The organism is Tessaracoccus palaemonis (assembly GCF_019316905.1).
Lineage (GTDB): Bacteria > Actinomycetota > Actinomycetes > Propionibacteriales > Propionibacteriaceae > Arachnia > Arachnia palaemonis.
This window is the reverse complement of the sequence record NZ_CP079216.1, coordinates 147919-172957: the sequence shown is the minus strand read 5'-3', so window position 1 is coordinate 172957 and position 25039 is coordinate 147919. Positions and strand designations below refer to the sequence as shown.

The following is a 25039-nucleotide window of genomic DNA, read 5'->3' as shown; positions in this document are numbered from 1 at the left end:
GTCGATTCCGACCGCTGCATACCCCCGCGATCCCACAGGACTCAGTCATGGCGCATTCCCCCGTTCCCGCCGTCGTCGTCGACGGCCTCACCTATTCCCTTTCCGACGGTTCCGTCATCCTCGATGACATCTCCGCGCGCTTCCCTCCCGGACACACGGGCCTGATCGGCCCCAACGGCTCGGGCAAGTCGACGCTGCTGGCGCTGATCGCCGGGCGGCTCACGCCCACCGCGGGCACGATCCGCGCGTCGGGGCGCGTACACCTCGTGCCCCAGCGGCTGCCGTCCGACGGCCGGGTCGCCGACCTGCTGGGCATCTCCGGGGTCCTGGCCGCGCTGCGCGCCGTCGAGGCGGGGTCTGTGGATCAGGCCCACTTCGACGCCGTCGGCGACGACTGGGATGTCGAGGCCCGCGCGCTGGCGGAGCTCGACGCGCTCGGCTTCGCGGGCGCCGCCCCGCTGCTCGAGCGGTCCGTCGCGACGCTGTCCGGCGGCGAGGCGACGCGCGTCGCGCTGGCCGGCGCGCGGCTGGCGAGGGCCGAGGTCACACTGCTCGACGAGCCGACCAACAACCTCGACACGGCCACCCGGCGCTGGCTCTACGACGCGCTCGACGGCTGGCAGGGAGCGCTGATCGTCGTCAGCCACGACCGCGAGCTGCTCGACCGGGTCGACGCCCTGGTGGACCTCGACCGGCGCGGCGTGGTGTCGTTCGGCGGCAACTTCCACGACTACGCCGAGTTCCGCGCCGCGCGTCAGGAGACGGCCGAGCGGCGGCTGAAGGAGGCCGACGCCGGCCTGGCGCGGGCGAAGCGGCAGGCGCAGGTCGAGTTGCAGCGCGAGGCGCAGCGCAACCGCGCGGGTCGCCGGGAGCGGGCGGCCGACAACGTGAACAAGATGGAGGCCCACTACTTCCAGAACCGCTCGGAGCGCGGGTCGGCGGCGAAGGCCGTCGCGCACCAGAAGGCCGTCGCGCAGGCGGCCGAGGCGCGCTCGGAGGCCGACGACGCGGCCCGCACGCACGACGTGATCCGCGTCGAGCTGCCCGACACCACCGTCGCGTCGGGCAAGGAGGTGCTCAAGCTCACCGTCGGGGACGCCACGCTGGACGTCGTCGGGCCGGAGCGCATCCGTCTCGAGGGCGCCAACGGCTCGGGCAAGTCCACGCTGCTTGGCACGATGCTGTCGGGCGAGGCACCGGCGTGGGCCGCGGGACTCATGGCGGGCGTGACGGTGTCGCGGATGCCGGCCGTCCCCGTCGGGGTGCTGGCGCAGCGGCTGGACGAGCTCGACGCGTTCGACAGCGCGATCGACGCCGTGCGCGACGCAGCCCCCGCGCGGACCCCGCACGACGCACGAGCGCTGCTCGCCCGGTTCCTGATCCGCGGCGACCGCGCCGACCAGGCGCCGTCGACCATGTCAGGCGGTGAGCGGTTCCGCGTCGGTCTGGCGCGGGTGCTGTTCCGCGACCCTGCCCCGCAGCTGCTGGTGCTCGACGAGCCGACGAACAACCTCGACCTGGACAGCGTCGAGCAGCTCGTCGCCGCGTTGGAGGACTACCGGGGCGCGCTCATCGTCGTGACGCACGACGAGCACCTGGCCCGCGAGCTGCGGGTGTCCCGGACGTGGTCCGCGTCGCGCGACGGGCAGGGGCCGGTTCGGGTCGCGGACCGGTTCCCTGAGCTTGTCGAAGGGCCCTGGCCCCTGCGGTTCCCTGAGCTTGTCGAAGGGCCCTGAGCCTGCGAAGGGCCCTGGCCCCTGCGGTTCCCTGAGCCTGCGAAGGGTATCCCTCTCGCTCCGCTCGAGGCGTTTCGACAAGTCCTGTGCTGAGCCTGTCGAAGTGCGCAACGACCCGGACAGCCAGAAGGGTGGCGTCAGTTGCCGCGGGCCTTGTCGGCGGCGATGACCTGGCGCATGCCCTCGATGGCGACGGGGATGAGGTTCTCGACCTTCGAGGCCTCCTTCTCCGCGTCGGTCATCGGCTGGAAGTCGTGGTGGCCCATGACCATCATCACGCCGCCGGCGCGAACGCGACGGGTGGAGGCGACCAGGAACAGCGCGGCGCACTCCATCTCGGAGACGAGGCAGCCGCCCTTGACCCAGGCGTCCCAACGCTCATGGAGGTGCTTCGCGACGGGCATCGAATCGGGCTCGTGCTGGCCGTAGAAGGAGTCCTTCGACTGCGACACGCCCACGTGGTAGTTCTTGCCGAGCTTCTGCGACGCGGCGACGAGCCCGTTGATCAGGTCGAGGTCGGCGACGGCGGGGAACTCCATGGGGAGGTAGTGCAGGCCGGTGCCCTCGTCGCGGATGGACGAGTTGATGACGGCGATGTCGCCGGGCTGGGTCTCGGGCTGCATGGCGCCGGAGGTGCCGACGCGCATGAAGGTGTCCGCGCCGATGTGGATGAGCTCCTCGACCGCGATGGCCGTCGAAGGGCCGCCCATGCCCGTCGACGTGACGGCGACGGGCACGCCGTCGAGCTCGCCGGCCCACGTCGTGTGCTCACGATGGGAGTTCACGAACCGCGGGTTGTCGAAGTGCTGCGCGATGGTCTCGCAGCGGCCGGGGTCGCCGGGCAGGAAGACGTAGCGGCCGATGTCTCCCTTCGAAAGGTGGATGTGGTACTCGTAACCCTCCGAGTAGGCCATGTGACACTCCTTTGTCGCTTCGATCTGCATGAGCTGGTTGCCTAACGCTACGCCACGGCCGAGCCCGAGTCCCGTCGCCCCGAAGGCGACCGGCGGCCCCGTCGCGCACAACTGTGGCCAGAGCCGAAGCACGCGCCATATATCCGCGCGCTGAGGCCCTGGCCACTTCTATGCACGTCGCCCGGCGACACCGGGTCGCGCAGGGGCAGAATCGGAATGGGCGGGGAGAGTGCAGATGCGAGGACGAGGGGCAGTACCGAGCGCGTACTACGGGATGTAGGATTTCGATGACGGGGAGATCTATTTCGACTAGCATCAAACTGCTGGCATCCACTGGAGGATCAATGCCTGACATCGACGAACAGGTGACCCTGCTCAAGACAATCGCCGATGCGACGCGCCTACGCATCCTCGGCCTGCTGGCTGAACGGCCGCGGACCGGCACCGAGCTCGTCGAGGAGCTCGGCCTCACCGCCCCGACCATCAGCCACCACCTGCACCGCCTGCGCGACGTCGGGATCGTCTCGGCCGAGGCCGACGCCCAGCGACGGGTCTGGTCCATCAACACCGACCTGCTCGGCGAAGTCGGGGCACCGTCGGCGAACTGCGCGCCCATCGACGACGAGCAGGCCAGGCTCGCCGCGCGGTTCATCAAGGATGGGCGGCTGCAGACCATCCCCAGCAAGCGCAAGGCTCTTACAGCCGTGCTCATGGAACTGCTGCGCAACTTCGAACCCGGGCGCAGCTACCAGGAACGCCAGGTCAACGAGATCCTCGGCCGCTACCACTGCGATGTGGCAACACTGCGCCGCGGCATGATCGACTACGGTTACCTGCACCGCACCGGGTTCGTCTACCAGGTCACCGACGAGGTGCCCGACCGCACGCCGACCGAGGCCCAGGAAGTCCCGAAGGGCGAGGCGGACTGGCTTCGCTCTCTGATCGACAGCGCCCTCCCCAAGGTCTGACCCGCCAACACTCAGGTTGGCACCCCGATCAGCACCAGGGAAGGTGTGGGAACACGCTGCAGATACTGCGCGAAGGAGCGGCGGCGGCCTGCGCCGCTGGGGTAGCGCCCATCAGGACAAGGGCGGCGAGGACGGTGGCAACAAGTCGTCTGTTCATGTGCGAATGATGCTGCCGCCCGGGGACCATCGCCAGAGGCATGGCACGAAAGTACCTCCACCTGGCGACACCCGCTGGCCGCGATGTTCCCGTCCCCCTAGTCTGCTGACGTGATCTGGATCAGGGCCCTCGCGAACGGCGCGCTCGAGTTGATCCTCGCCGCGTTCTTCCTGACGGCCACCTTCATCGCCAACGACGGGGCGAGGATCGACGAGCCGCATCTCGTCGTGATCGACGTGCTGGCCGCGGCAGCCGTCGCGCTGACGGGGTGGCGCCCACAGTGGGGCGCGGCGATGGGCATCGCCGTTGCCCTAGCCGGCCTGGCCTTCGACGCGGACCAGTTCGGGCTCTGGCCGATGACGCTCATGTGCGTCGTGGTGAGCCTGATGAGGTTGGGCCGGTGGCCGCTGGCCGCCGTCTCCTTCAGCGTCATCTTCGCGTCGTCCGTCGCGGCGACGTACCGCGCCAGCATCACGGAGGAGGACGTCCTGTGGCAGGCGCTGTTCACCTGGGGCACGCTCGATGCCTTCATGCTGATCGTCGGCCTCGGGCTGTACGCGGCATCCCGGCACGCTGCGGACCTCGCCGAGCAGGAGTCGAAGGCAGTGCGCCTGCAGGCCGCGATCGACCTGCACGACCTCGTGGCGAAGGACCTGACCATCATCGCGATGGAGGCCGAGCGGGCGAAGCTCGACGGTGCCACCGCCGAGTCGCTCTCCGCCATCGCGGACCGGGCCCGGGCCGCCGGTGTCGCGCTCCGCAGCACCGTCGGATACCTCTCGTCCGGGAGACCCGACGCCCCGGCCGTCACGTTCGCCGGCGCCCTGCGGTCGGGAACGGCCCGGCTCGAGAGGGCCAACTTCCACGGCCGGGTCGAGGGCGACCTGTCGCCGACGCTGCCCGCCAGCATCGACGCCGCCGCCGGCCGCATCCTCACCGAGGCCCTCTTCAACGTGTCCCAGCACGGCAGGCGCAAGGGCCGCTGGCACCTGTCTGCGGAGAAGACCGACGAGTCCTTCGACTTCATCATCACCAACGAGCGCACCGACGGGCCCATCGTGGCGGGCCTGGGGACGGTCAGCATCTCGCAGTCGGCCAGGGCGGTCGGCGGCCACGTCGACCAGAGTCACACCATCTGCGACTGGACCTGCTCGGTCTCATTGCCCCTGACGGGAGACGGCTCATGATCCGGGTGGGAATCTGCGACGACGAGCTGATCGTCCTCGACTACCTGCGACAGGCCCTCGAACAGGCCGACGGCTTCGCCGTCGCGGCGACGGTGGCGGATGGCGAGTCGGCCCTCGAGGTCGACGCGCCCGTCGACGTCTGGCTGATCGACATCCGCATGCCCGGCATGGACGGGCTGGAGACGGCCCGCCGCATCAAGGCCCGCCCGGCCCCGCCGGCGGTGCTGCTGCTCACAAGCCTGAGCACCGTCACCCTCAGCGAGGCCGTCGCGGCCGGGGTCAACGGCTTCCTGCACAAGGACCTGCCCGTCGGCGCGCTCGTCGCGTCCATCCGGGCCGCCCTGGCCGGGGTGTTCGTCAACTCCCCCGAGAGCGTCGCCACCCTGCGCGAGACGACGCGCACCCCCGCGCCGGCCTCCGTCGTCACGGACGGCATGGACAGGGAGATCCTGCGCCTCGTGATGGAGGGATTCGGCTACCACGAGATCGCCGAGGCCCTGGAGATCTCCGAGTCGACCGTCAAGAAGCGCGTCGGGGCCATGGCGCGACGCGTCGGCGTCCATTCCCGCCCGCGGCTGATGGGCATCGCGGTCGACTGGACCATCTGACTCTCGAAAGCCGCCGGCAAGAGCCCCTCCGAACTCATCATGGTTTGCGAAACACCCGCAATTCGCAGGCCGCGAAATGCTCGGAACCATCCGATCATTCTGGCTTATGGCACTTTCGTACCACGCGGCATTTGACAGCTATGATCTGGGGCCGCTGATCGGACTGGCAGCTGGCACCCTGGCGGGCATCTACCCCGCCCTGCGCGCCTCGCGTCTCGAACCCGTCGACGCCCTGCGATCGTGAGACCCGACCTCGCGCCGTCGGACGTTCGCCTCGCCCAGGGTGGGCCGACGCTCTAGGCTCGGCGGCATGACGATCCGACTCGGCGCCCACGTTGACTCCACCGACCCGTTGACGGAGGCGGCCGCCATGGGCGGCGACGCCGTGCAGATCTTCCTCGGCGACCCGCAGAGCTGGAAGAAGCCCGCGACGCTGTACCCGGGTGGCGCGGAGGCGCTGAAGTCGGCCGCGGAGGCTGCGGGCGTCGGCATCGTCGTGCATTCGCCGTACGTGATCAACGTGGCGTCGACGAACAACCGGATCCGCATCCCGTCGCGCAAGCTGCTGCAGCAGACGGTGACGGAGGCGGCCGCGGTGGGCGCGCTGGGCGTCGTCGTGCACGGCGGCCACGTCACGGCCGACGAGGACCAGGCCGTCGGCTACGCCAACTGGCGCAAGTGCGTCGACGGACTCGACCTGCCCGTGCCGATCTTCATCGAGAACACCGCCGGCGGCACCAAGGCCATGACCCGCCACCTGGACTCCATCGGCCGGCTCTGGGACGCGCTCGACGGATCGGAGAACCTCGGGCAGGTCGGCTTCTGCCTCGACACGTGCCACGCGCACGCCGGCGGACTGGAGCTGGACGGCCTCGTCGGCCGGGTCCGCGACATTACGGGCCGCGTCGACGTCGTGCACTGCAACGACTCGCGCGACGAGTTCGACAGCGGCCGCGATCGACACGCGAACCTGGGCAACGGGTTCGTCGACCACGACGCGCTGGCGGGCATCGTCTCGGACGCCGCGACGACGACGATCCTGGAGACCCCCGGCGGGGTGCCGGAGCACGTCGCCGACTTCGCATGGCTGGCGGCGCGGCTCGGCTGACACCGTCGGCCGGGGTCGGCGACCCGTCGGGCGGGATGCCGCGATGAGCACATCCTCCTGCTCGTCGCCGTAATCGTCGGATCTGAACGGTCACATCGCGATGACAAGTGTGTCGTGCTCATCGCAGCCCAGGGCGGCCGGTCCGGCGCGGGGGAGGCACCGCATTTCCGTCAGCCGGTAGAGTGAGGCTCGCCACCACGACCCCGTCCGACGAAGGGATTCTGGCGTGCTGTATGCCTTGATCGCCGTCCACGCGGTCCTTGGCGCGCTCACCCCCCTCCTGGTCAAGAGGATCAGCTCCCGCGTCTACTACCTGCTGCTCGTCGCACCGCTGGCCGCCGCCATCTGGCTGACGACGCTGACCCCCGCGATCATGCGCGGCGAGGCGTACACGGAGCACTACCAGTGGATCCCGACCCTCGGCGTCGAGCTGAGCGTCCGGATCGGCCTGCTGCAGTGGGTCCTCGGGATGATCGTGACCTGGATCGGCGCCCTCGTGCTGCTCTACAGCCGCTGGTACTTCGACGGCATCAGGTCCGGCCGCTCCGCCGCGATCCTGACGATGTTCGCCGGCGCGATGCTCGGCCTTGTCACGGCTGACAACCTCGTCGTGCTGTTCATCTTCTGGGAGATGACGACGATCTTCTCCTACCTGCTGATCGGCCACGACCCCAGCCGCCGCGCCAACCGCGGCGCCGCGCAGACCGCGCTGATCGTCACCACGACGGGCGGCCTCGCGATGCTGGTCGGGATCGTCGCCATCTGGCAGGCCTCCGGCTCGCTGTCGCTCGAGCTGATCCTGGCCGACCCGCCGGCCGGCACCCTGGCCGCCGTCGGCTCGCTGCTGATGCTCGTCGGCGCGCTCAGCAAGTCCGCGCTGGCCCCGTTCCACTTCTGGCTGCCGGGCGCGATGGCCGCCCCGACGCCCATCTCCGCCTACCTGCACGCGGCCGCCATGGTGAAGGCCGGCGTCTACCTCGTCGCGCTGCTGGCCCCCGCCTTCGCGGGCCTGGGGCTCTGGCGTCCCGTCGTGATGCTGCTGGGCACGGCAACGATGATCATCGGCGGCTGGCGGGCGCTGCGTCAGACCGACCTCAAGCTCCTGCTCGCCTACGGCACCGTCTCGCAGCTCGGCTTCATGGTGATGCTGCTGGGCATCGGCACCGAGGCGGCCGCGCTGGCCGGCCTCGGCACCGTCATCGCGCACGCACTGTTCAAGTCGACGCTGTTCATGATCGTCGGCGTGATCGACCACTCCGCCGGCACGCGCGACCTCCGCGAGCTGAACGGCGTCGGCTACCGCGTCCCGTGGCTGGCGATCCTCGGCGGGCTCGCCGCGCTGTCGATGGCGGGCATGCCCCCGCTGGTCGGCTTCCTCACCAAGGAGGCGGCCTTCGAGTCGGTCGTGTACCTCGTCACGGGCGACGTGTACGAGGTCACACCGCTCGCCGGCGCGGCGCTGGGCATCGCCGTGATGTTCGGCTCCGCGCTGACGGTGGCCTATTCGCTGCGCTGGTGGTGGGGCGCCTTCGCCGCGAAGGACGGGGCCCCCGTGCTGACCTGGCACCGGCCGGCTCTCGGCATGGGCGCCGTCCCGATGCTGCTCGGCGCCGCAGGCCTGGTGCTCGGCTTCCTCGGACACCAGCTCACCGACCTGCTGCAGCCCTACGCCGCGACCGTCGCAACCGGCAAGGAGAGCCACGGCTTCGCGCTGTGGCACGGGTTCTCCATGCCGCTGGCGATGTCGGCGATCGTGCTCGTGGCCGGCATCACGCTGTTCGTCTTCCGCACCCAGATCACCGGCATCCAGTCGACGTTCCCGAAGACCCCGACGGCCGAGAGCTTCTACCACCGCTCCATGAAGGCGATCGACCGCATCGCCGTCGAGGTGACCGCGCGGTTCCAGCGCGGCTCGCTGTCGATCTACCTCGGCACCATCCTGGTGACGCTCGTCGCGATGACCACCTACGCGATGCTGCGGATCCGCGTCTGGCCGTCCTACCGCGGCTTCGACGACTGGCCGCAGATGCTGATCGCCGCCGTCATGATGATCGCCGCCTTCCTCGCCGCCGCCTCCCGCGGCCGCATCCGCGCGGTGCTGCTCGTCGGCGTGACGGGCTACGGGCTGGCCCTGCTGTTCGCGATGGGCGGCGCCCCGGACCTGGCCCTGACGCAGGTGCTCATCGAGACCGTGACGCTCGTCGTGTTCGTGCTCGCGGTCCGCAAGCTGCCGCGCTACTTCACCAACCGCCCGCTCAGTTCCACCCGCTGGTGGCGGGTGCTGGTCGCCGTCGCGACGGGCACCGTCGTCACGCTGATCTCTCTCGTCGCGGCCGGCTCCCGGGTCGCGGCCCCCGTGTCCGACGGGTGGGAACAGGCGGCCTACGATTTCGGCTACGGCAAGAACATCGTCAACGTGGCGCTGGTCGACATCCGCGCCTGGGACACCTTCGGCGAGATCTCGGTGCTGGTCATCGCCGCGACGGGCATCGCGTCGCTGATCTTCCTGCGGACCCGCACCCGCGACGTCGAGCGCACCAGCACGGCCTTCGAGACGCGCCAGGACGAGCCGCAGGCCGACAACGCCCCCGGCGTGTGGCTGCGCGCGGGGCAGACGCTGTCGCCCATGGTGCGCTCCGTCGTCTTCGAGGTCGTCACCCGCGTGCTGTTCGGGCCGATGATCATCGTGTCCGTCTACCTGCTGTTCGCCGGGCACAACTACCCGGGCGGCGGCTTCGCCGGCGGCCTGGTCGCCGGCATGGCACTGATGATCCGCTACCTCGCAGCCGGCCGCTACGAACTCGACGAGGCCGCGCCGTTCGACGCGGGCCGCCTGCTGGGCGGGGGCCTGCTGCTCGCGCTCTTCGCCGCGGTCACGCCCGTCCTGTTCGGCGGTGTCATCCTGCAGAGCTACGACATGCACCTCAACGTCCCGGTGCTCGGCGAGCTGCATCTGGTCAGCTCCACGATCTTCGACATCGGCGTCTACCTCGTCGTCGTCGGCATGCTGCTCGACATCGCGCGCTCGCTCGGCTCCGGCATCGACCAGCACGCCAGCGAGGAGACCGCCCCGATGCCGATCCCCGACTCCACCAAGGCCCTCCCTGGCCGGGACAGGAGCCGCGCATGAGCGCAAATCTCGTCCTCGCGATCACCGCGGGCGTCCTGGTGGCGGCCGGCGTCTACCTGATGCTCGAGCGGTCGCTGACCCGCATCCTGCTCGGGGTGCTCGTGACAAGCAACGGCGTGAACCTGCTGTTCCTGGTGGCGGCCGGCGAGGCCGGCTCCGACCCCATCATCGGGCTCAGCACCAAGGAGATGTCCGATCCGCTACCGCAGGCCATGGTGCTCACCGCCATCGTCATCACCATGGCCGTCGCCGGCTTCGTGCTCGCGCTGGCGTACCGCAGCTTCCAGCTGCACGGGCACGACGAGGTGGCCGACGACGTCGAGGACGCCCGCATCCGCGAACTCGCCGATGCCGACGTCACCAGTGAGAGCTACGAGGACACCACCTTCTCCGACTCGGGAGAGGACTCGGTGAGCGAATGATCAACCTCGTCCCCGTCCCGGTCCTGCTGGCCTTCTTCGGCGCCGCCATCGCGCTCGCGCTTCCCCGTCGCCCCCGCATGCAGCGCATCGTCTCCGGCGTCGCGCTGTCCGGCATCGTCGCGGTCGCGGCGGTGTTCATGTGGTACACCAACACCAACGGACCGCTCGCGCTGTGGCTCGGCGGCTGGGCCGCCCCCCTCGGCATAGCGCTGGTCGTCGACCGGCTCAGCGCCCTGATGCTGCTCGTCGCCTCCGTCGTGGCGCTCGCGGTCCTCGTGTTCGCCACCGGCCAGGACCGAGACGAGGTCCGCCGCGAGACCCCGGTGTCGATCTTCCACCCCACGTTCCTGCTGCTGATGGCGGGCGTATCGAACGCGTTCCTCGCGGGCGACCTGTTCAACCTGTTCGTCGGCTTCGAGATCCTGCTGTTCGCGTCGTATGTGCTGCTGACCCTCGGCGGCACCGCGGACCGCGTGCGGGCGGGCACGACGTACGTCATCGTGTCGCTGCTCAGCTCGTCGCTGTTCCTCATTTCGCTGTCGGCCGTCTACGCGGCGACGGGCACGGTGAACATGGCCCACCTGTCGGTGCGGCTGGCCGAGCTCACGCAGCCCGTGCAGCTGCTGCTCGAGGTCCTGCTGATCGTGACGTTCGCGATCAAGGCCGCCGTGTTCCCGCTGTCGAGCTGGCTGCCCGACTCCTACCCGACGGCGCCCGCGCCCGTCACCGCGGTGTTCGCGGGCCTGCTGACGAAGGTCGGCGTCTATGCGATCATCCGCACCGAGACGCTGCTGTTCCCGAACGGGCAGCTCAACACCGTGCTGATGGTCGCTGCGCTGCTGACCATGGTGATCGGCATCCTCGGCGCCATCGCCCAGGTGGAGATCAAGCGAATGCTGTCCTTCACGCTGATCAGCCACATCGGCTACATGATCTTCGGCATCTCGCTCGGCACCACCGCCGGCCTGGCCGCCGCGATCTTCTACACGGCCCACCACATCACCATCCAGGCGACGCTGTTCCTCGTCACCGGGCTGATCGAGCGCCGCGGCGGCACGTCGTCGCTCGACGGGCTGGGCGGCCTGCTGAAGGTCGCGCCGCTGCTGGCGTTCCTGTTCTTCATCCCGGCGATGAACCTCGGCGGCATCCCGCCGCTGAGCGGCTTCATCGGCAAGCTGGGTCTGCTGGAGGCCGGTGCCGAGGTCGGCACGCCGCTGGCCTGGGTCGTCGTCGCGGGCAGCGTGCTCACGAGCCTGCTGACCCTGATGGCGATGGCGAAGGTCTGGAACCGCGCGTTCTGGGGCGTGACGCCCGCCGAGCAGCGGCAGACCCGACCCGACGAGTACGACGATGACGCCGACTGGGCGAGCCTCGACACGCGCCCGATGCCCCCGCTGCAGGTGGGCGCGACCATCGGCCTGATCCTGTTCGGTCTCGCGCTGACGGTGTTCGCCGGCCCGCTCTACGAGTACACGACCGCCGCCGCGGAGGCACTGCGCGACGGGTCCCTGGTCAGGGCAGTGCTGCCGGAGGGTCTGCGATGAGCGACGAGACGCACGACGTGCGGCACGGCTGGGGACGGTTCCGCTTCCGCCCCCTGTCCGTCGCGATGATGGCCGTCGTCTGGGTGATCCTCTGGGGGAGCATCACGCCGATGATCGTGGTGGGCGGCATCCTGTGTGCGTACCTGATCACCGTCGTGTTCCCCCTCCCGCCGATCCACTGGGGCGGCCGCTTCCGGCCGCTGTGGTTCATCAGCCTCGCCGCGCACCTGCTGAAGGACCTGGTGGTGTCCTCGGTGCGGATCCTGCAGCTGGCGTTCGAGCGTAAGGTGAACCTGAACGCCGGCATCATCCGCGTCGACCTCGCCTCCGACCACGACCTCTACCAGGTGCAGGTCGCCCAGGTGATCTCCCTGGTGCCGGGCACCGTCGTGGTGGAGGTCGTCCGGCACCCGCGTCGCCTCTACCTGCACGCCATCGACCTCGTCGGAGACGACCCCGTCGCCCGCATCCAGGCGATGGTGCACCGCGTCGAGTCGCGGGTCGTGCACGCGTTCGGCTCACGCGACGAGATCGTCGCTTTCGAGGCCGAACTGGCGCGCCTCACCGAGGCCGAACGCCTGAAGAAACTCCCCGTCGACGAGGCACCCGAGCTGGAGGACGACGAGTCATGAGTGTGGCAACCGACGTCATCATGTCCGTCGCGGCGGCGCTGCTGCTCGTCGCAGCGATGATCGGCGTGAACCGCATCGCAGTGGGGCCGTCGCAGCTCGACCGCTCCGTCGCGGCCGACCTGATGGTCGCCGTCGTCGTCGCGGGCCTCGGGCTCTGGACGGCCTGGACCGACCAGCCCACCTACCTGATGGTGCTGGTGCTGCTGTCGCTGCTCGGCTTCACGAGCGCGGTGTCGATCGCGCGGATGGTGGGCGACCGGATGGCGATGCGCTCGAAGATGACGGCCAAGCGCAAGGAGGAGGCGGTGCGACGATGAGCGCCCTGTTCGACCTGATCGGTGCCGTGTTCATCCTGGTCGGCGCCATGCTGTGCCTCGGCGCCGCCATCGGCCTTGTCCGGTTCCCCGACGTGCTGTGCGAAATGCACGCCATCACCAAGCCACAGGTGCTGGGCCTGATCGCCGTCACGCTCGGCATCGCGCTCAGCCTGCGCACCTGGTGGGCGGCGGGCCTGTGCGTGCTGATCATCGTGCTGCAACTGATGACCGCTCCCGTCTCCGCGAACCTGGTCGCCCGCAGCGCCAGCCGCTCGGGCCTGGTCGACGAGCAGGACCTGATCGTCAACCACCTGGCGGAGGATCTGAAGGAGGCCGGCTACACCCGACCTGGCGACTGAGCTACCCGGGTCGTCGGCTCGTCGAACCAACCGGTCCCTTCTCTCCGCCGACCATCCCCGAAAATCGGCCAGTGGGCGATTCTCCCCGGTCCGACGACGAGAATCGCCCACTGCCTCCGGCGGCCGCCACCGCGAAAATCGACCAGTGGTCGCTTCTCCCCGGTCATTCGAGGAGAAGCGGGCACTGATCGGTTTTCGGGAAACGGCGACGGCGACGAAGCCCATCGGGGGACGGCGGGCCGCGACGCGACAGCGGGGCTCCGACGGACATCCGACGGCCAAAGGGACAGCCGACGACGGTGCCGGAGGGCGGAGTGAGAGGTCTCAGGTACGCGGAACGGACAGGGCTACCCTGGGGCCAGTCGTCGAAAGGCTGCCTCATGAAGATCGGCATCGTGCTGGGTTCCGTCCGTGACCACCGGAGGGGCGGGTCGGTCGCCGACTGGATCCTCGGCGTGACCGCCGACCGCACCGACGCCGAGTACCGGCTGATCGACCTGATCGACTTCGACCTCCCCGTCTTCAGCGACGCTGCCCTGCCCGCGACGCTGGACAAGACGTACGACGACGAGCGGGTGCAGCGCTTCTCCGACGAGCTCGACGCGTGCGACGGCTACGTGTTCATCACCGCCGAGTACAACCACGGCATCCCCGGCGCGTTCAAGAACGCCATCGACCACGTCGGCCCCGAGCTGTTCGGCAAGCCCATGGCGTTCGTCTCCTACGGCGCGGCCAGCGGCGTGCGGGCCGTCGAACAGTGGCGCCAAGTGGCGGCGAACTTCAACATGTTCGACATTCGCAATCAGGTGTCGATGTCGACCTTCACCGAGTTCGACGGGGAGACGGTCGCCCCGTCGGAGCGGCGCGCGGCCGAGCTGGGGCAGCTGTTCGACGCGCTGGTGCCGATCGCGGAAAGGCTGTCGGCCTGACACGACGCGGTGAAGCCAGCCAGCTGATCCCTCGTGGCGGTGAGACGCGCCGACTGACCCACCGCCCCTACTCCGCAGCCACCCCGCAGCCACCCTGAGCCCAAGCGCCACCCATTCCAAGAGGCGCCACCCTTCTCGACAGATGCCACCGCCATGGCGGTGGCGTGTGTCACGAGGGGTGGCGTCGGTCAACAAGGGTGGCGTCCGTCGGTAAGGGTGGCGTCGGTGAACTCGGACCGACTGCCAAGACTGACCTGGGCCCCCGCCGCGCAACGACCCCGCCGGCCACCGCCGACGCGCCCCGACGGTGTTGCTTACTGAAACCGGATCCCGCAATCGATCGACGGAACGGTCACCAGATTCAGACGCGGTATGGTACTTCCGTGACTAAGAGTGTGTACATTGCCTCATCGGAGCGGCAAGTCGGTAAGTCCTCCATCGCGCTGGGCGTCGTCGACCTGTTCGCGCGCCAGGTCCGGTCCGTGGGCGTCTTCCGTCCGCTGGTGGCCTCGGTCGAGCATGACCCGGTGACCGAAGCCCTCCTCTCCCACAAGGCTCTGTCCCAGAGCCTCGAGTCGGCGATCGGCGTCTCCTACGCCGACTGGGCCGCGAACCCGGACCAGGCCCTCGACACCATCGTGGCGAAGTACAACGCGCTGGCCGAGTCCCGCGACGCAGTCGTGATCCTCGGCTCGGACTACGAGAGCCTGGAGGCCTCGTCCGAGCTGGCCCGCAACGCGACGATCGCGGCCAACCTGAACTCCCCCATCCTCTTCGTCTGCCGCGTCGACGGTCGCAGCGCCGGCCAGATCCAACGCCTCGCCGAGGCCGCGATCGAGACCCTCGAGAGCGCCTACAACACCGTCATCGCCATGGTCGCGACGCACGCCGACCCGGCGCAGCGCGACGAGGCCGCCGTCGCGCTCAAGAAGGTCCGCGACGTCGTCGTGTCTGTGTGGCCGCACAACGACGTGCTCGCCGCGCCCTCGGTGGGTGAGCAGTTCACCGCCGTCGGCGCCACGCGGTGGCTCGGCCAGGAGGATTTCCTGCACCACGAGTCCCTCTCGACGCTCATCGGCGGCATGACGCTGCCGAACCTGCTGACGCGCCTGAAGAAGGAGTCGACGGTCATCGTGCCCGCCGACCGACTCGACCTGCTCCCCGGCCTGGTCATGGCCCACTCGTCGGCCCAGTACGGACCGCTGGCCGCGCTGATCCTGACCGGCGGCTTCGACATCCCCGAGTCCGTCTCGAAGCTCTTCGGCGAGTCGCTGGTCGATCTGCCCATCGCCATCACGTCCATGGACACCTTCACGACCGCGACCACGCTCCAGAACGTGCACGGCACGTCGACCGGTTCAGACCGCAAGATCGAGGTCTCCCGCGCCGTCTTCTCGGAGTTCGTCGACGAGGAGGCCCTGCTGGCCGCCATCGACCTTCCGCGCACCGAGATCCGCACGCCCACGATGTTCGAGTACCAGATCCAGCAGAAGGCGCGCTCCAACCGCCAGCGGATCGTGCTGCCTGAGTCCACCGACGACCGCGTCCTTACCGCCGCCGCCATCGCGCTGCAACGGTCCGTCGCGGAGATCATCCTGCTGGGCGACGCCGCCAGGATCAGCGCCCGCGCCAGCGAGCTCGGTCTGAACCTCAGCGAGGCGAAGGTCATCAGCCCGGAGGACCCGCAGCTGTTGCAGGGCTTCGCCCGCGAGTACGCAAAGCTGCGCGCCCACAAGGGAGTCACGATCGAGCAGGCGCTCGAGAAGCTGAAGGACCTCTCGTACTTCGGGACCATGATGGTCCACCTCGGCATGGCCGACGGCATGGTCTCCGGCGCCGTGAACACCACGGCCAACACCATCCGCCCCAGCCTCGAGTTCATCAAGACCGCCCCCGGCGTGAGCGTCGTGTCCGGCTCGTTCCTGATGTGCATGAGCAACCGCGTCCTTGTCTATGCCGACTGTGCCGTCAACCCCGACCCGACGGCGGAGCAGCTGGCCGACATCGCCATCTCCTCGGCAAGGACGGCGGAGAGCTTCGGCATTGAGCCGCGCGTCGCGATGCTGTCCTACTCGACCGGCGACTCGGGCTTCGGCGCCGACGTCGACAAGGTCCGCGAGGCCACGCGCCTGGTGCGCGAGCGCGCCCCGCAGATCAAGGTCGAGGGCCCGATTCAGTTCGACGCGGCGGTCGACGAGGTCGTCGCGCGGAAGAAGATGCCCGGATCCGAGGTCGCCGGCCGCGCCACGGTGTTCATCTTCCCGGACCTGAACACCGGCAACAACACCTACAAGGCGGTGCAGCGTACCTCCGGCGCCGTCGCCGTCGGCCCGATGCTGCAGGGGCTGCGCAAGCCTGTCAACGACCTCTCGCGCGGCGCGCTCGTGGACGACATCGTCTCCACGATCACGATCACCGCGATCCAGGCCCAGGCTCTGTGACCTCACCCGACGCGCATGTGCACGCCTCCCGGCGGGCGCACACCACCACCTCCCGACCGAACAGGAACAAGTCCATGGCTCAGCCGATCCTCCTTCTCAACTGTGGATCGTCGTCCATCAAGTACCAGTTGCTCGACCCCGCCGAGCCCGGCCCCCGCGCCGTCGGCATCGTCCAGCGCATCGGACTCGAGACGTCGACCATCGATCACGAGGTGGGCGAGAACGAGTACCACGAGGAGACGCACTTCGCGAACCATGTCGAGGCCGTCGCTGCAGTCGTGCAGATGTTCCGCGACCACGGACCGAGCCTCGACGACGTTGTCGCCGTCGGCCACCGCACCGTGCACGGCGGGTCGACGTTCGTCGAGTCCACGCTGATCACCGAGGAGGTCATCGACAAGCTCGTCGAGCTCTCCGGCCTCGCGCCGCTGCACAACCCGCCCGGCATCGCGGGCATCCGCGCCGCGCAGGAGGTGCTGCCGGACGTGCCGCACGTCGGTGTGTTCGACACGGCATTCTTCTCCACCCTGCCCGCGGAGGCGTACACCTACGCCGTCGACAGGGAGGTCACGGACCGCTACAGCATCCGCAAGTACGGCTTCCACGGCACCTCGCACAGCTACGTGTCCAAGCAAGCCGCGAAGTGCCTGGGCCGCCCCATCGAGGAGACGAAGCTGATCGTCTGTCACCTCGGCAACGGCGCCTCGATCTCCGCGGTCGACGGCGGCGTCGCGATCGACACCTCCATGGGCCTGACCCCGCTGCAGGGCCTCGTGATGGGTACCCGCTCCGGCGACGTCGACCCCGGCCTGCATGCGTTCCTGGTGAACTCGGCCGGTATGACCATCGCCGAGGTCGACGACCTGCTGAACAAGCGCTCCGGCATGGCCGGCCTGTGCGGCTACACCGACATGCGGGACGTGGAGGCCGCCGTGGAGAACGGCGACCAGGCCTCGCGCCTCGCGCTCGATGTCTACGTCCACCGGCTCGTGAGCTACATCGGCTCGTACTACGCGCTTCTCGGCGGCCTCGACGCGGTGGTGTTCACCGCAGGCGTCGGGGAGAACGCAGACCCTGTCCGCAAGGCCGTGATCGACCGCCTCAGCCACTTCGGCCTGAAGCTCGATGACGACGCCAACCGGGCCCGGTCGAAGCAGCCGCGCGACATCTCGGCCGCCGACGCCACGGTCCGCACCCTGGTCGTGCCGACCAATGAGGAACTGGCGATGGCCCAGGAGACCCTGAGCGTCATCGGCCGCTGACGCGACACCACTGAGGAGGGCGCCCCGCCGGGCGCCCTCCTTTGCTGTCCGGAGCCGCTATTCCCTCCTTGGCTGTCCGGAGCCGCTAGTGCGCGGGCGCTGCGGCTCAGGCCACCTTGTGTACGGGGGCGGCGCTGCTTTGACCCGGCTCGTCGGCGAAAACCGTTCAGTGGTCGATTCTCCCCGGTCCCGTGCCGAGAATCGCCCACTGGGTGGCGACCCTCGTCGGGCTGGGCGAGATCCGACTCAAGGCCGTGTGCGCTTTTCGTCGTCGGACCGGGGAGAAGCGGGCAGTGCCCGAAATTCGGACGCGACGGGGTCATTGGAGGGGAGGGGCGACGGGGTACTGAACGGTTCTCGGGAGCAGACCAGGGAGAATCGGGCTCTGAACGGTTTTCGGGAGCGGTGGCCGACGGCGAGTCCGATTGCGTGACTGCGTCCCGACCCGCATTGTGGGGAATCTCCAGCTGTCGATCCGGCCATTGGCCGATCCCCACAACATCCGGCTCCTGAGCTTGTGGGCTCACCAACAGCGCTCAGGCCGGCGCACGACTCGGCTGCTCTTCGTTGTCGACGGTGGCGTACCGTAGGCCCTATGGTTTCTGCGCTGATCACGGGTGGCACGTCGGGCATCGGGCTGGAGTTCGCGCGCGAGCTGGCCGAGCGGGGCAACGACCTCGTCCTGGTCGCCCGCGACGAGGCGCGCCTGCACGCCGTCGCCGCCGAGCTCGGCGAGAAGTACGGAGTGCACGTGGAGACGCTGCCCGCCGACCTCTCGGTCCGCTCGGACGTGATGAAGGTCGCCGACCGGCTCGAGGACCCCTCCCGGCCCGTCGAGTGGCTCATCAACAATGCAGGCTTCGGTCTCCATTCCACCGTGCTGGATCGCGACGAGATCGACCTGCAGGCCAAGGCGTTCGACGTCATGTGCCTCGCTGTGTTCATCCTCGGCGGCGCGGCCGGCCGGGCCATGCGGGGCCGCGGTCACGGCCACATCGTCAACGTCGCGTCGTCGTCGTCGATCATCTACACGGGCAACTACTCGGCGATCAAGGCGTGGGCACGGACGTACTCGACGGCGCTGGCGCTGGAGCTCGAGGGCACCGGGGTGCACGTCACAGGGCTGCTGCCCGGCTGGGTGAAGACCGAGTTCCACGCCCGGGCCGGAATCAACTCCTCCAGGCTCCCCGGCGTGGTGTGGATCGACCCGAAGAAGCTCGTCCACCGGGCGCTCGCCGACGCCGAGCGGAACAAGATCGAGTCCATCCCGGACTGGAAGTGGCGACTGTCCGTGTTCGTCGGCGATCATGGCCCCAAGGCCATCACCCGGCAGGTCTCCCGGATGCTGACCGCATCGAGGAAGAAGCACTGAGTTGGCCGAGGACAGCCAGTCCAGCACCCGGTACCAGTCGAAGCTGCAGGCGACCACGCGTCAGACCGCGCAGCTGCTGCTGCTGAAGCCGGCCCTCGTCAAGCTGCTGAAGATCCATGTGCACGGCGCGAACAACCTCGACGGGCTCGAGGGCGCGTTCGCCGTGTTCGGCAACCACAGCTCGCACCTCGACGCGCCGCTGATCCTGTGCTCCATGCCGGGGAGGCTGTCGAAGTTCGTTGCGACGGGCGCGGCGGGGGACTTCTTCTTCGGCAACTGGGCCAAGTCTCTCGGCATGAACCTGTTCATGAACGCGTTCGCCGTCGACCGGGGCAAGGGCGGCAAGGGCCAGCGCGGCATGGCCTCGCAGCTGCTCAGCGACGGCGTCCCGATCCTCCTGTTCCCCGAGGGAACCCGGTCCCGCACGGGTGCGATGGGGCCGTTCATCCCTGGCGTCGCCTCCCTGTGCATCTCGCGCGGCGTCCCAGCGGTACCGGTCGCCCTGGTGGGCGCCTACGCCGCCTGGCCGTCGAAGCAGAAGCACCTCCCCAAGGGCCGACCTGAGGTGCACGTCGTGTTCGGACGGCCGATGTATCCGTACCCGGGCGAGATCGCACACGAGTTCAACGAGCGGATGCGACGCCAGGTTCTGGAACTTCACGACACGACGGCCCGCGCTTACGGTAAGAAGACCCTGGCGGAATTCGCGCGGGCCGATGCACTGGAGAAGGCAGGCAAGAGCGAGATCGCCACCTTGGTCGAGGACGCCAAGGAGCAGGCCGACAAGCAGGAGGGTCGATGATCGAGGGCGTCAAGCAGCAGAAGTGGTGGGGTTGGGGCGAGGACGGGAAGTCCTACAGCCACCACGACAAGCCGAAGTTCGCGCCGTTCGTGAAGAAGATGGTCGGCGTCGACATCACGGCCGCTGTCCCCCCGAGCCCGCGCTTCGACGACCTTGAGGTGCCCGCGTCGCAGCTGGGCGAGGCGCTGCGCGGTGAACTGGTGGCCATCCTCGGCGAGAAGTTCGTCCAGACCGACGACGAGACCCGCGTCGTGCACGCGTTCGGCAAGGGCGTGCGCGACCTGATGCGCGTGCGCGCCGGTCAGCTCGGCCGCCTGCCTGACGTCGTGCTGTACCCGGGCTCGCAGGCCGAAGTGGAGAGGCTCGTCGACGCGGTCGTCGCGGCCGATGGCGTGCTGATCCCCTTCGGCGGCGGCTCCAACATCGTCGCGGCACTGGAGGCGGAGCCCGGCGAGACCCGCCAGGTGGTCTCCGTGAACCTCGGCCGGCTGAGCCGCGTGCTGGAGATCGACGAGACCTCAGGACTCGCGCACATCCAGGCCGGCGTGTTCGGCCCCGACATGGAGGACCAGCTCAACTCGCAGGGCTGGACGCTGGGGCATCACCCGGACTCCTTCGTCTGGTCGACGCTCGGCGGCTGGATCGCCACCCGCTCATCCGGCATGCAGTCCGACAAGTACGGCGACATCGCCGACATCGTCCGCGGCCTGACCATGGTCATGCCCGGCCAGGTGCTGTCGCTGCGGCCGCTGCCGTCGTCGTCGTCCGGCCCGAGCGTCCGCGAGATGGTGCTCGGCTCCGAGGGTCGCCTCGGCGTCATCACGTCGGCGTGGGTCAACGTGCACCGGCTCCCCGAGGTCCGCGAGCTGCAGTCCTACTTCTTCGCCACCTATGAGGACGGGCTCAAGGCCTGCGAGCAGATCATGGCCTCCGACGCGGCGCCGATGATGGCGCGGGTCTCGGACGCCGTCGAGACGCAGTACATCATGGCCAACGGCAAGAAATCGTCGCGCATCGGGTCGCTGTCCAGCAAGGCCATCCAGAAGATCATGGAGGCAAAGGGCTGGGACCTCGAGAAGATTGCGATGAGCTTCGTCGGCTTTGAGGGCAGCCCGACGCACGTCCGCTACGAGAAGGGGCTGGTCAGCAGGATCGTCAAGGCCAACGGCGGCATCTCCGTCGGCAAGGGGCCGGGCACGCTGTACGACCAGAAGAAGTACGACACCCCCTACATCCGGGACTTCATGCTCGACCGCGGCCTCATCTGTGACGTCTCCGAGACGACGACGCCGTGGGCCTACGCCGAGCAGATCCACACCAACACCGTCGCGCGGTTCCAGAAGGCGATGGACGAGATCGGCGTGCGGGGCGTGGTGTTCTGCCACCTGTCGCACTCGTACCACTCGGGCGCCTGCCAGTACTTCACGTTCGCGATCGCCGACGACAGCGAGAACCAGATGGCGACGTACGACGTGGCCAAGCGCGTGATCCAGCAGTCGTTCATGGACAACCACGGCACGGTGTCGCACCACCACGGCGTCGGCGAGGAGCACAGCCCCTGGATGGACCAGGACATCTCCCCCGCGGGAGTGTTCATCCAGCGCAAGCTGTTCGACGGCGTCGACCCGGGCCACCACCTGAACCCTGGCAAGATCATCCACGAAGGTCGCCCCGGCATCTCGTCGAACTCCCAGGACGCCTGACACCACCTCGTCGCGCCCCGTCGCGTCGGCCCTCAGGGACGGCCCGGCGGGGCGTCCGCGTCGGGGTGCGCTGGGCGCGTCAGGCGACGGGCGCGTCGGGGAGCTCGGGGCGCGATGAGCACATCCTCCTTCTCGCCGCGGATGGCAACGCTCACACGGCCGTTTCGGGCGACGACAAGTGTGTCGTGCTCATCGCGGCATCGGGTCGGGGGCGCGGTCGGTAGACTCGGGCGCATGCTGACGGTGCTCTCCCCCGCCAAGTCGCTCGACTTCGACACGAAGCTGCCGACGAAGAAGCACACCGAGCCGCGGCTCGTGGAGCAGTCGGCCGAGCTGATCGAGGTGATGCGGGAGAAGTCGCCCGCCGACATCGCGACGCTGATGCACATCTCAGACGAGTTGGCCCACCTCAACGCCACGCGCTACCGCGAGTTCGACGTCGACCACACGCCGGCCAACTCACGGCCGGCGGTGTTCGCGTTCAACGGCGACGTGTACCAGGGCATGGCCGCCCGCGAGTTCGACGCGCGGGACCTCACCGACGCCCAGAAGACGGTGCGCATCCTGTCGGGCCTCTACGGACTGCTCCGGCCGCTGGACCTGATCCAGCCGCACCGCCTCGAGATGGGCACCCGCCTGGCCACGACGCGGGGCCGGTCGCTCTACGACTGGTGGGGAACGCAGGTCACCGACCTGCTGGCCGAGGACCTCGCCGCGTCGCCCGGATCCCCGGTGCTGGTGAACCTGGCGAGCAACGAGTACGGCAGCGTCATCGACGTCCGGCGACTCGGGCACCGCGTCATCTCGCCCCGCTTCGAGGACCGCGACGCGAAGGGGCGGCCCCGGGTCGTCAGCTTCTACGCCAAGCGCGCCCGCGGAACCATGGCCGCGTGGCTCGTGCGCAACCGGGTGCGGACCGCGTCGCGGATAGTCGAGTTCGACGGCGACGGCTACATCTTCGACAAGGCGCGCTCGACGAAGGACCACCCGGTCTTCGTCCGCTGAGGACAACAGACTCGCGACCGGCGCCGCGATGAGCACGACACACTTGTCGTCGCCCGAAAGGGCCGTGTGATCGTTGCCATCCGCGATGAGAAGGAGGATGTGCTCATCGCACCCAGGCGCACCGGAGCACGTCCGTCCGGAGGGGTGTCGAACACGATTGTGGTCGGCGTACCGACCACAATCGTGTTGCGCCCCAGCCGGGACGCGGGGTCACATGAAGGCGCCGAAGATGGCGAGCATCATCACGAAGTAGACGATCAGCAGCAGCAGCCCGAGGCCGGCGCTGGCGAGGCTGATGATGCCCAGGATCTTGCCGAGCAGGTAGCCGGTCTTCAGCTTGCCCTCGAACGGGTAGGGCGCGCCGGCCTCGATCTCCTTCTTGGCCTCGGACCCCAGGTACCAGGCGACGAAGGACAGAATGCCGGTGAAGATCCCGACGATGCCGAGGATGAAGACGGTCTGCGCCTGCGGGTGCTCGGCGGGCGGCTGGTATCCGTAGTAGGGCTGCTGGTAGCCGTAGCCCGGCTGGGCCGGTGGCTGCTGATAGCCCTGCTGGTACCCGTTGTACGGCGGCTGTTGGGACATGGGGCCTCCATCGCTGTCGGTCACCAGACTCCCATGCCCCCGACGGGGCCGCAAGTGTCGTCCGACAAGGTGTTCAGCCGAGCTGTGCCGCCAGCGCGATGATCAGCACGGCGACGTGGACGACCGGGGACATCATGTAGAGCCAGTAGCCGGTCCGCGCCTTGCCCTCCCATCGGAAGGTCTTGCCCGCCCTGATGTCCTGACCGATGGGACCCGAGACACCAGGCAGAGGCCCACAGACGAGCGATATGCCAACGGCAGCACGCCGATGATGCCGAGCGCGAGGATCGGCCCGACGTCGGGGTGGTCGGCTCACGGGAGAACCGTGTCGGTGGTGCCGTTCGCGTGGCGCGTGAGCATCGTCTCGTTCACAGGGGGGTGCTCTGTCGGGCACCTCACATGTCCACTCCCGAGAGGATGCCCACGCGCGGACTCCCGGGTACGACGAGGGCCGGACACCTCGCGGTGCCCGGCCCCTCAAGCCTCGGTCAGGACTGGGTGACGCCGAATGCGATGGCCGCGATGATCGCGACGATGTAGATGGCGACGAACACGATGTAGATGATCGAGAACACCTTGCCGAGCGTGTAGCCGGTCTTCAGCTTGCCCTCGAACGGGTACGGGGCACCCGCCTGGATCTCTTTCTTGGCCTGGGCGCCGAGGTACCAGGCGATGAACCCACAGATGCCGACGAAGATGCCGACGATGCCGAGGATGAACACCGTCTGCGCCTGCGGGTGCTCCGCCGCCTGGTAGCCGTAGGGCTGCTGGTATGGCTGGGCCGCGCCGTAGGGCTGCTGCGGCTGGCCGTAAGGCTGCTGGGGAGCGCCGTAGGCCGACTGGTCGTAGCTCGGCGGCTGGGGCGAGCTCGCGCCGTAGGCCGACGGCTGCTCGGGGGACCCGTAGGAGGGCTGCCCGAAGCTGGGCTGCTGCGGGGCGGAGCCCTGGCTCGGCTCCGACTGGGGCTCGTAAGGGCTGGAGCCCTGGGGCTGCGTCATGAGATCTCCCATCTCGGTTCTGACAACTGGTCACCAGTCTTGCACTGATGTGAGGCGGGCCGGGGACATATCCAGCGCCGCGGAATCGTGCGAGACCGGCGAAGCCCCAGCATGCCGCCCCCGGGGTGCACCGCGGCACGTTATCCACACCCCACCCGACGGGCGTCCTAGCTGGTGTAGAGGCCCATGAAGACCAGCAGCCAGAACAGCGCCTGGAGAATGGTCATCACGATGCCGATGATCTCGCCCGCACGGGCGGTGCCGCCGTAGCGGTAGGGCGCGCCCTCTGCGATGTCGCGCTTTGCGCGGACACCGAAGTACCAGGCGAACGGCGCTGTGATGGGGATGAGGAGGCTCACGACGCCGAGCGTCAGGATCGTGCCGGACCTGGGGTGCTCGGGGATGTACGCCATCCCGTAGGGCTGGTAGAGCCCGTACCCGTACGGCTGAACCTGCCCGTAGGGCTGCTGACCATAGGGCTGCGCCTGCCCGTACGGCTGGGCCGCCCCGTAGGGCTGGGGCTGCGCGTATGGCTGAGCCTGCGCATACGGGCCGCCATAGGGCTGCTGCCCGTACGTCGACGCGCCGTATCCGGGAGCCTGCTGCCCGTAGGGCTGAGGCTGCCCGTACGGCTGCGGCTGCGGCTGCGCCGGAGACGGCTGAGCGGCGGGCGCCGGGTTCGGGGCGACGCTCTCCCACATCGGCCTGGTCGGCTCGGCCACGGCGGGAGACGGGATCGGTGTCGTTGGCTCGTCGCGGAGCGGAACCGTCGGCTCCGACGCGCTGCCGTAGCCGGGGCCGGTGAAGTCCGGGCCGTGGTTGGTCGACATGATCGCTCCTTCGTCAGGTCTCCGACAGTC

The 25039-nt window shown here is 69.0% G+C and carries 23 protein-coding genes; 19 read left to right on the top strand and 4 right to left on the bottom strand.

Features of this window, described 5'->3' with window-relative positions:
• Positions 1-47 precede the first annotated feature (47 nt).
• Entirely contained in the window at positions 48-1736 is a 1689-nt protein-coding gene (locus KDB89_RS00740) for an ABC-F family ATP-binding cassette domain-containing protein (RefSeq protein WP_219082557.1), read from the top strand.
• Positions 1737-1873: 137 nt separating this feature from the next.
• Here KDB89_RS00740 and udp read toward each other — a convergent pair whose 3' ends face one another.
• Positions 1874-2650 (bottom strand): uridine phosphorylase, encoded by a 777-nt coding sequence (udp, locus tag KDB89_RS00735; RefSeq protein ID WP_219082554.1) that lies wholly within the window; start codon positions 2648-2650, stop codon positions 1874-1876.
• A gap of 344 nt (positions 2651-2994) precedes the next feature.
• On the opposite strand from udp, the gene KDB89_RS00730 reads away from it, so the two are divergent.
• From KDB89_RS00730 to yaaA, 18 genes are all read left to right on the top strand, one after another.
• Positions 2995-3618: a DUF2087 domain-containing protein gene (locus KDB89_RS00730; protein ID WP_219082551.1), complete on the top strand. Its 624-nt coding sequence runs from the start codon at positions 2995-2997 to the stop codon at positions 3616-3618.
• A 267-nt stretch (positions 3619-3885) separates the two neighbouring features.
• A complete protein-coding gene (locus KDB89_RS00725) occupies positions 3886-4962 on the top strand; it encodes a sensor histidine kinase (protein ID WP_219082548.1) in 1077 nt (358 codons plus the stop codon).
• On the top strand, positions 4959-5570 hold the full coding sequence (locus KDB89_RS00720; protein ID WP_219082545.1) for a response regulator transcription factor: 612 nt from the start codon (positions 4959-4961) through the stop codon (positions 5568-5570). The genes KDB89_RS00725 and KDB89_RS00720 overlap by 4 nt, the downstream gene beginning before the upstream one ends.
• Before the next feature lie 106 nt (positions 5571-5676).
• Positions 5677-5814 (top strand): hypothetical protein, encoded by a 138-nt coding sequence (locus KDB89_RS00715; protein WP_219082542.1) that lies wholly within the window; start codon positions 5677-5679, stop codon positions 5812-5814.
• 66 nt (positions 5815-5880) lie between these two features.
• The gene (locus KDB89_RS00710; protein ID WP_219082540.1) at positions 5881-6678 is read left to right on the top strand and encodes a deoxyribonuclease IV; all 798 of its coding nucleotides are present in this window, start codon (positions 5881-5883) and stop codon (positions 6676-6678) included.
• A gap of 226 nt (positions 6679-6904) precedes the next feature.
• A complete protein-coding gene (locus KDB89_RS00705; RefSeq protein WP_219082538.1) occupies positions 6905-9808 on the top strand; it encodes a Na+/H+ antiporter subunit A in 2904 nt (967 codons plus the stop codon).
• The gene (locus KDB89_RS00700; protein ID WP_219082535.1) at positions 9805-10230 is read left to right on the top strand and encodes a Na(+)/H(+) antiporter subunit C; all 426 of its coding nucleotides are present in this window, start codon (positions 9805-9807) and stop codon (positions 10228-10230) included. Before KDB89_RS00705 ends, KDB89_RS00700 begins: the two co-directional genes overlap by 4 nt.
• Positions 10227-11774 (top strand): Na+/H+ antiporter subunit D, encoded by a 1548-nt coding sequence (locus KDB89_RS00695; protein ID WP_219082532.1) that lies wholly within the window; start codon positions 10227-10229, stop codon positions 11772-11774. Before KDB89_RS00700 ends, KDB89_RS00695 begins: the two co-directional genes overlap by 4 nt.
• Positions 11771-12406, top strand: a complete 636-nt coding sequence (locus KDB89_RS00690; protein ID WP_219082530.1) for a Na+/H+ antiporter subunit E — start codon at positions 11771-11773, stop codon at positions 12404-12406. Before KDB89_RS00695 ends, KDB89_RS00690 begins: the two co-directional genes overlap by 4 nt.
• Positions 12403-12723: an MrpF/PhaF family protein gene (locus KDB89_RS00685; protein WP_219082528.1), complete on the top strand. Its 321-nt coding sequence runs from the start codon at positions 12403-12405 to the stop codon at positions 12721-12723. The genes KDB89_RS00690 and KDB89_RS00685 overlap by 4 nt, the downstream gene beginning before the upstream one ends.
• Complete coding sequence (gene mnhG / locus KDB89_RS00680) at positions 12720-13082, top strand: monovalent cation/H(+) antiporter subunit G (RefSeq protein WP_219082526.1); 363 nt, start codon at positions 12720-12722, stop codon at positions 13080-13082. The genes KDB89_RS00685 and mnhG overlap by 4 nt, the downstream gene beginning before the upstream one ends.
• A 380-nt stretch (positions 13083-13462) precedes the next feature.
• A complete protein-coding gene (locus tag KDB89_RS00675; RefSeq protein WP_219082524.1) occupies positions 13463-14011 on the top strand; it encodes an NADPH-dependent FMN reductase in 549 nt (182 codons plus the stop codon).
• 383 nt (positions 14012-14394) lie between these two features.
• On the top strand, positions 14395-16452 hold the full coding sequence (gene pta, locus KDB89_RS00670) for a phosphate acetyltransferase (RefSeq protein WP_219082522.1): 2058 nt from the start codon (positions 14395-14397) through the stop codon (positions 16450-16452).
• Between the two features lie 74 nt (positions 16453-16526).
• Positions 16527-17714, top strand: coding sequence for an acetate/propionate family kinase (locus KDB89_RS00665; RefSeq protein WP_219082520.1), 1188 nt, complete (start codon positions 16527-16529; stop codon positions 17712-17714).
• Positions 17715-18309: 595 nt separating this feature from the next.
• Positions 18310-19086: an SDR family NAD(P)-dependent oxidoreductase gene (locus tag KDB89_RS00660; RefSeq protein ID WP_219082518.1), complete on the top strand. Its 777-nt coding sequence runs from the start codon at positions 18310-18312 to the stop codon at positions 19084-19086.
• Position 19087: 1 nt separating this feature from the next.
• Positions 19088-19888, top strand: a complete 801-nt coding sequence (locus KDB89_RS00655; RefSeq protein ID WP_219082516.1) for a lysophospholipid acyltransferase family protein — start codon at positions 19088-19090, stop codon at positions 19886-19888.
• Entirely contained in the window at positions 19885-21591 is a 1707-nt protein-coding gene (locus tag KDB89_RS00650; RefSeq protein WP_219082513.1) for an FAD-binding oxidoreductase, read from the top strand. Before KDB89_RS00655 ends, KDB89_RS00650 begins: the two co-directional genes overlap by 4 nt.
• A 234-nt stretch (positions 21592-21825) precedes the next feature.
• Positions 21826-22596 carry a peroxide stress protein YaaA gene (gene yaaA, locus KDB89_RS00645; protein WP_219082511.1) on the top strand — a complete coding sequence of 257 codons (771 nt, stop codon included), beginning with the start codon at positions 21826-21828 and terminating at the stop codon, positions 22594-22596.
• A 210-nt stretch (positions 22597-22806) separates the two neighbouring features.
• Here yaaA and KDB89_RS00640 read toward each other — a convergent pair whose 3' ends face one another.
• From KDB89_RS00640 to KDB89_RS00630, 3 genes are all read right to left on the bottom strand, one after another.
• Positions 22807-23181: a hypothetical protein gene (locus KDB89_RS00640; protein ID WP_219082509.1), complete on the bottom strand. Its 375-nt coding sequence runs from the start codon at positions 23179-23181 to the stop codon at positions 22807-22809.
• A 488-nt stretch (positions 23182-23669) separates the two neighbouring features.
• Positions 23670-24179, bottom strand: coding sequence for a hypothetical protein (locus KDB89_RS00635; RefSeq protein ID WP_219082506.1), 510 nt, complete (start codon positions 24177-24179; stop codon positions 23670-23672).
• A gap of 167 nt (positions 24180-24346) precedes the next feature.
• Positions 24347-25009 carry a hypothetical protein gene (locus KDB89_RS00630; protein ID WP_219082504.1) on the bottom strand — a complete coding sequence of 221 codons (663 nt, stop codon included), beginning with the start codon at positions 25007-25009 and terminating at the stop codon, positions 24347-24349.
• Positions 25010-25039 lie beyond the last annotated feature (30 nt).

Excerpts from the sequence above, each read along its gene's own strand:
- KDB89_RS00715 (WP_219082542.1), top strand. The coding sequence starts at position 5,677 with ATGGCACTTTCGTACCACGCGGCATTTGACAGCTATGATCTGGGGCCG.
- KDB89_RS00720 (WP_219082545.1), top strand. The coding sequence starts at position 4,959 with ATGATCCGGGTGGGAATCTGCGACGACGAGCTGATCGTCCTCGACTAC.
- KDB89_RS00630 (WP_219082504.1), bottom strand. The coding sequence starts at position 25,009 with ATGTCGACCAACCACGGCCCGGACTTCACCGGCCCCGGCTACGGCAGC.
- udp (WP_219082554.1), bottom strand. The coding sequence starts at position 2,650 with ATGGCCTACTCGGAGGGTTACGAGTACCACATCCACCTTTCGAAGGGA.
- KDB89_RS00700 (WP_219082535.1), top strand. The coding sequence starts at position 9,805 with ATGAGCGCAAATCTCGTCCTCGCGATCACCGCGGGCGTCCTGGTGGCG.
- KDB89_RS00695 (WP_219082532.1), top strand. The coding sequence starts at position 10,227 with ATGATCAACCTCGTCCCCGTCCCGGTCCTGCTGGCCTTCTTCGGCGCC.
- KDB89_RS00650 (WP_219082513.1), top strand. The coding sequence starts at position 19,885 with ATGATCGAGGGCGTCAAGCAGCAGAAGTGGTGGGGTTGGGGCGAGGAC.
- KDB89_RS00665 (WP_219082520.1), top strand. The coding sequence starts at position 16,527 with ATGGCTCAGCCGATCCTCCTTCTCAACTGTGGATCGTCGTCCATCAAG.
- yaaA (WP_219082511.1), top strand. The coding sequence starts at position 21,826 with ATGCTGACGGTGCTCTCCCCCGCCAAGTCGCTCGACTTCGACACGAAG.
- KDB89_RS00730 (WP_219082551.1), top strand. The coding sequence starts at position 2,995 with ATGCCTGACATCGACGAACAGGTGACCCTGCTCAAGACAATCGCCGAT.
- KDB89_RS00635 (WP_219082506.1), bottom strand. The coding sequence starts at position 24,179 with ATGACGCAGCCCCAGGGCTCCAGCCCTTACGAGCCCCAGTCGGAGCCG.
- KDB89_RS00685 (WP_219082528.1), top strand. The coding sequence starts at position 12,403 with ATGAGTGTGGCAACCGACGTCATCATGTCCGTCGCGGCGGCGCTGCTG.
- mnhG (WP_219082526.1), top strand. The coding sequence starts at position 12,720 with ATGAGCGCCCTGTTCGACCTGATCGGTGCCGTGTTCATCCTGGTCGGC.
- KDB89_RS00740 (WP_219082557.1), top strand. The coding sequence starts at position 48 with ATGGCGCATTCCCCCGTTCCCGCCGTCGTCGTCGACGGCCTCACCTAT.
- KDB89_RS00710 (WP_219082540.1), top strand. The coding sequence starts at position 5,881 with ATGACGATCCGACTCGGCGCCCACGTTGACTCCACCGACCCGTTGACG.
- KDB89_RS00640 (WP_219082509.1), bottom strand. The coding sequence starts at position 23,181 with ATGTCCCAACAGCCGCCGTACAACGGGTACCAGCAGGGCTATCAGCAG.
- KDB89_RS00660 (WP_219082518.1), top strand. The coding sequence starts at position 18,310 with ATGGTTTCTGCGCTGATCACGGGTGGCACGTCGGGCATCGGGCTGGAG.
- KDB89_RS00675 (WP_219082524.1), top strand. The coding sequence starts at position 13,463 with ATGAAGATCGGCATCGTGCTGGGTTCCGTCCGTGACCACCGGAGGGGC.
- KDB89_RS00690 (WP_219082530.1), top strand. The coding sequence starts at position 11,771 with ATGAGCGACGAGACGCACGACGTGCGGCACGGCTGGGGACGGTTCCGC.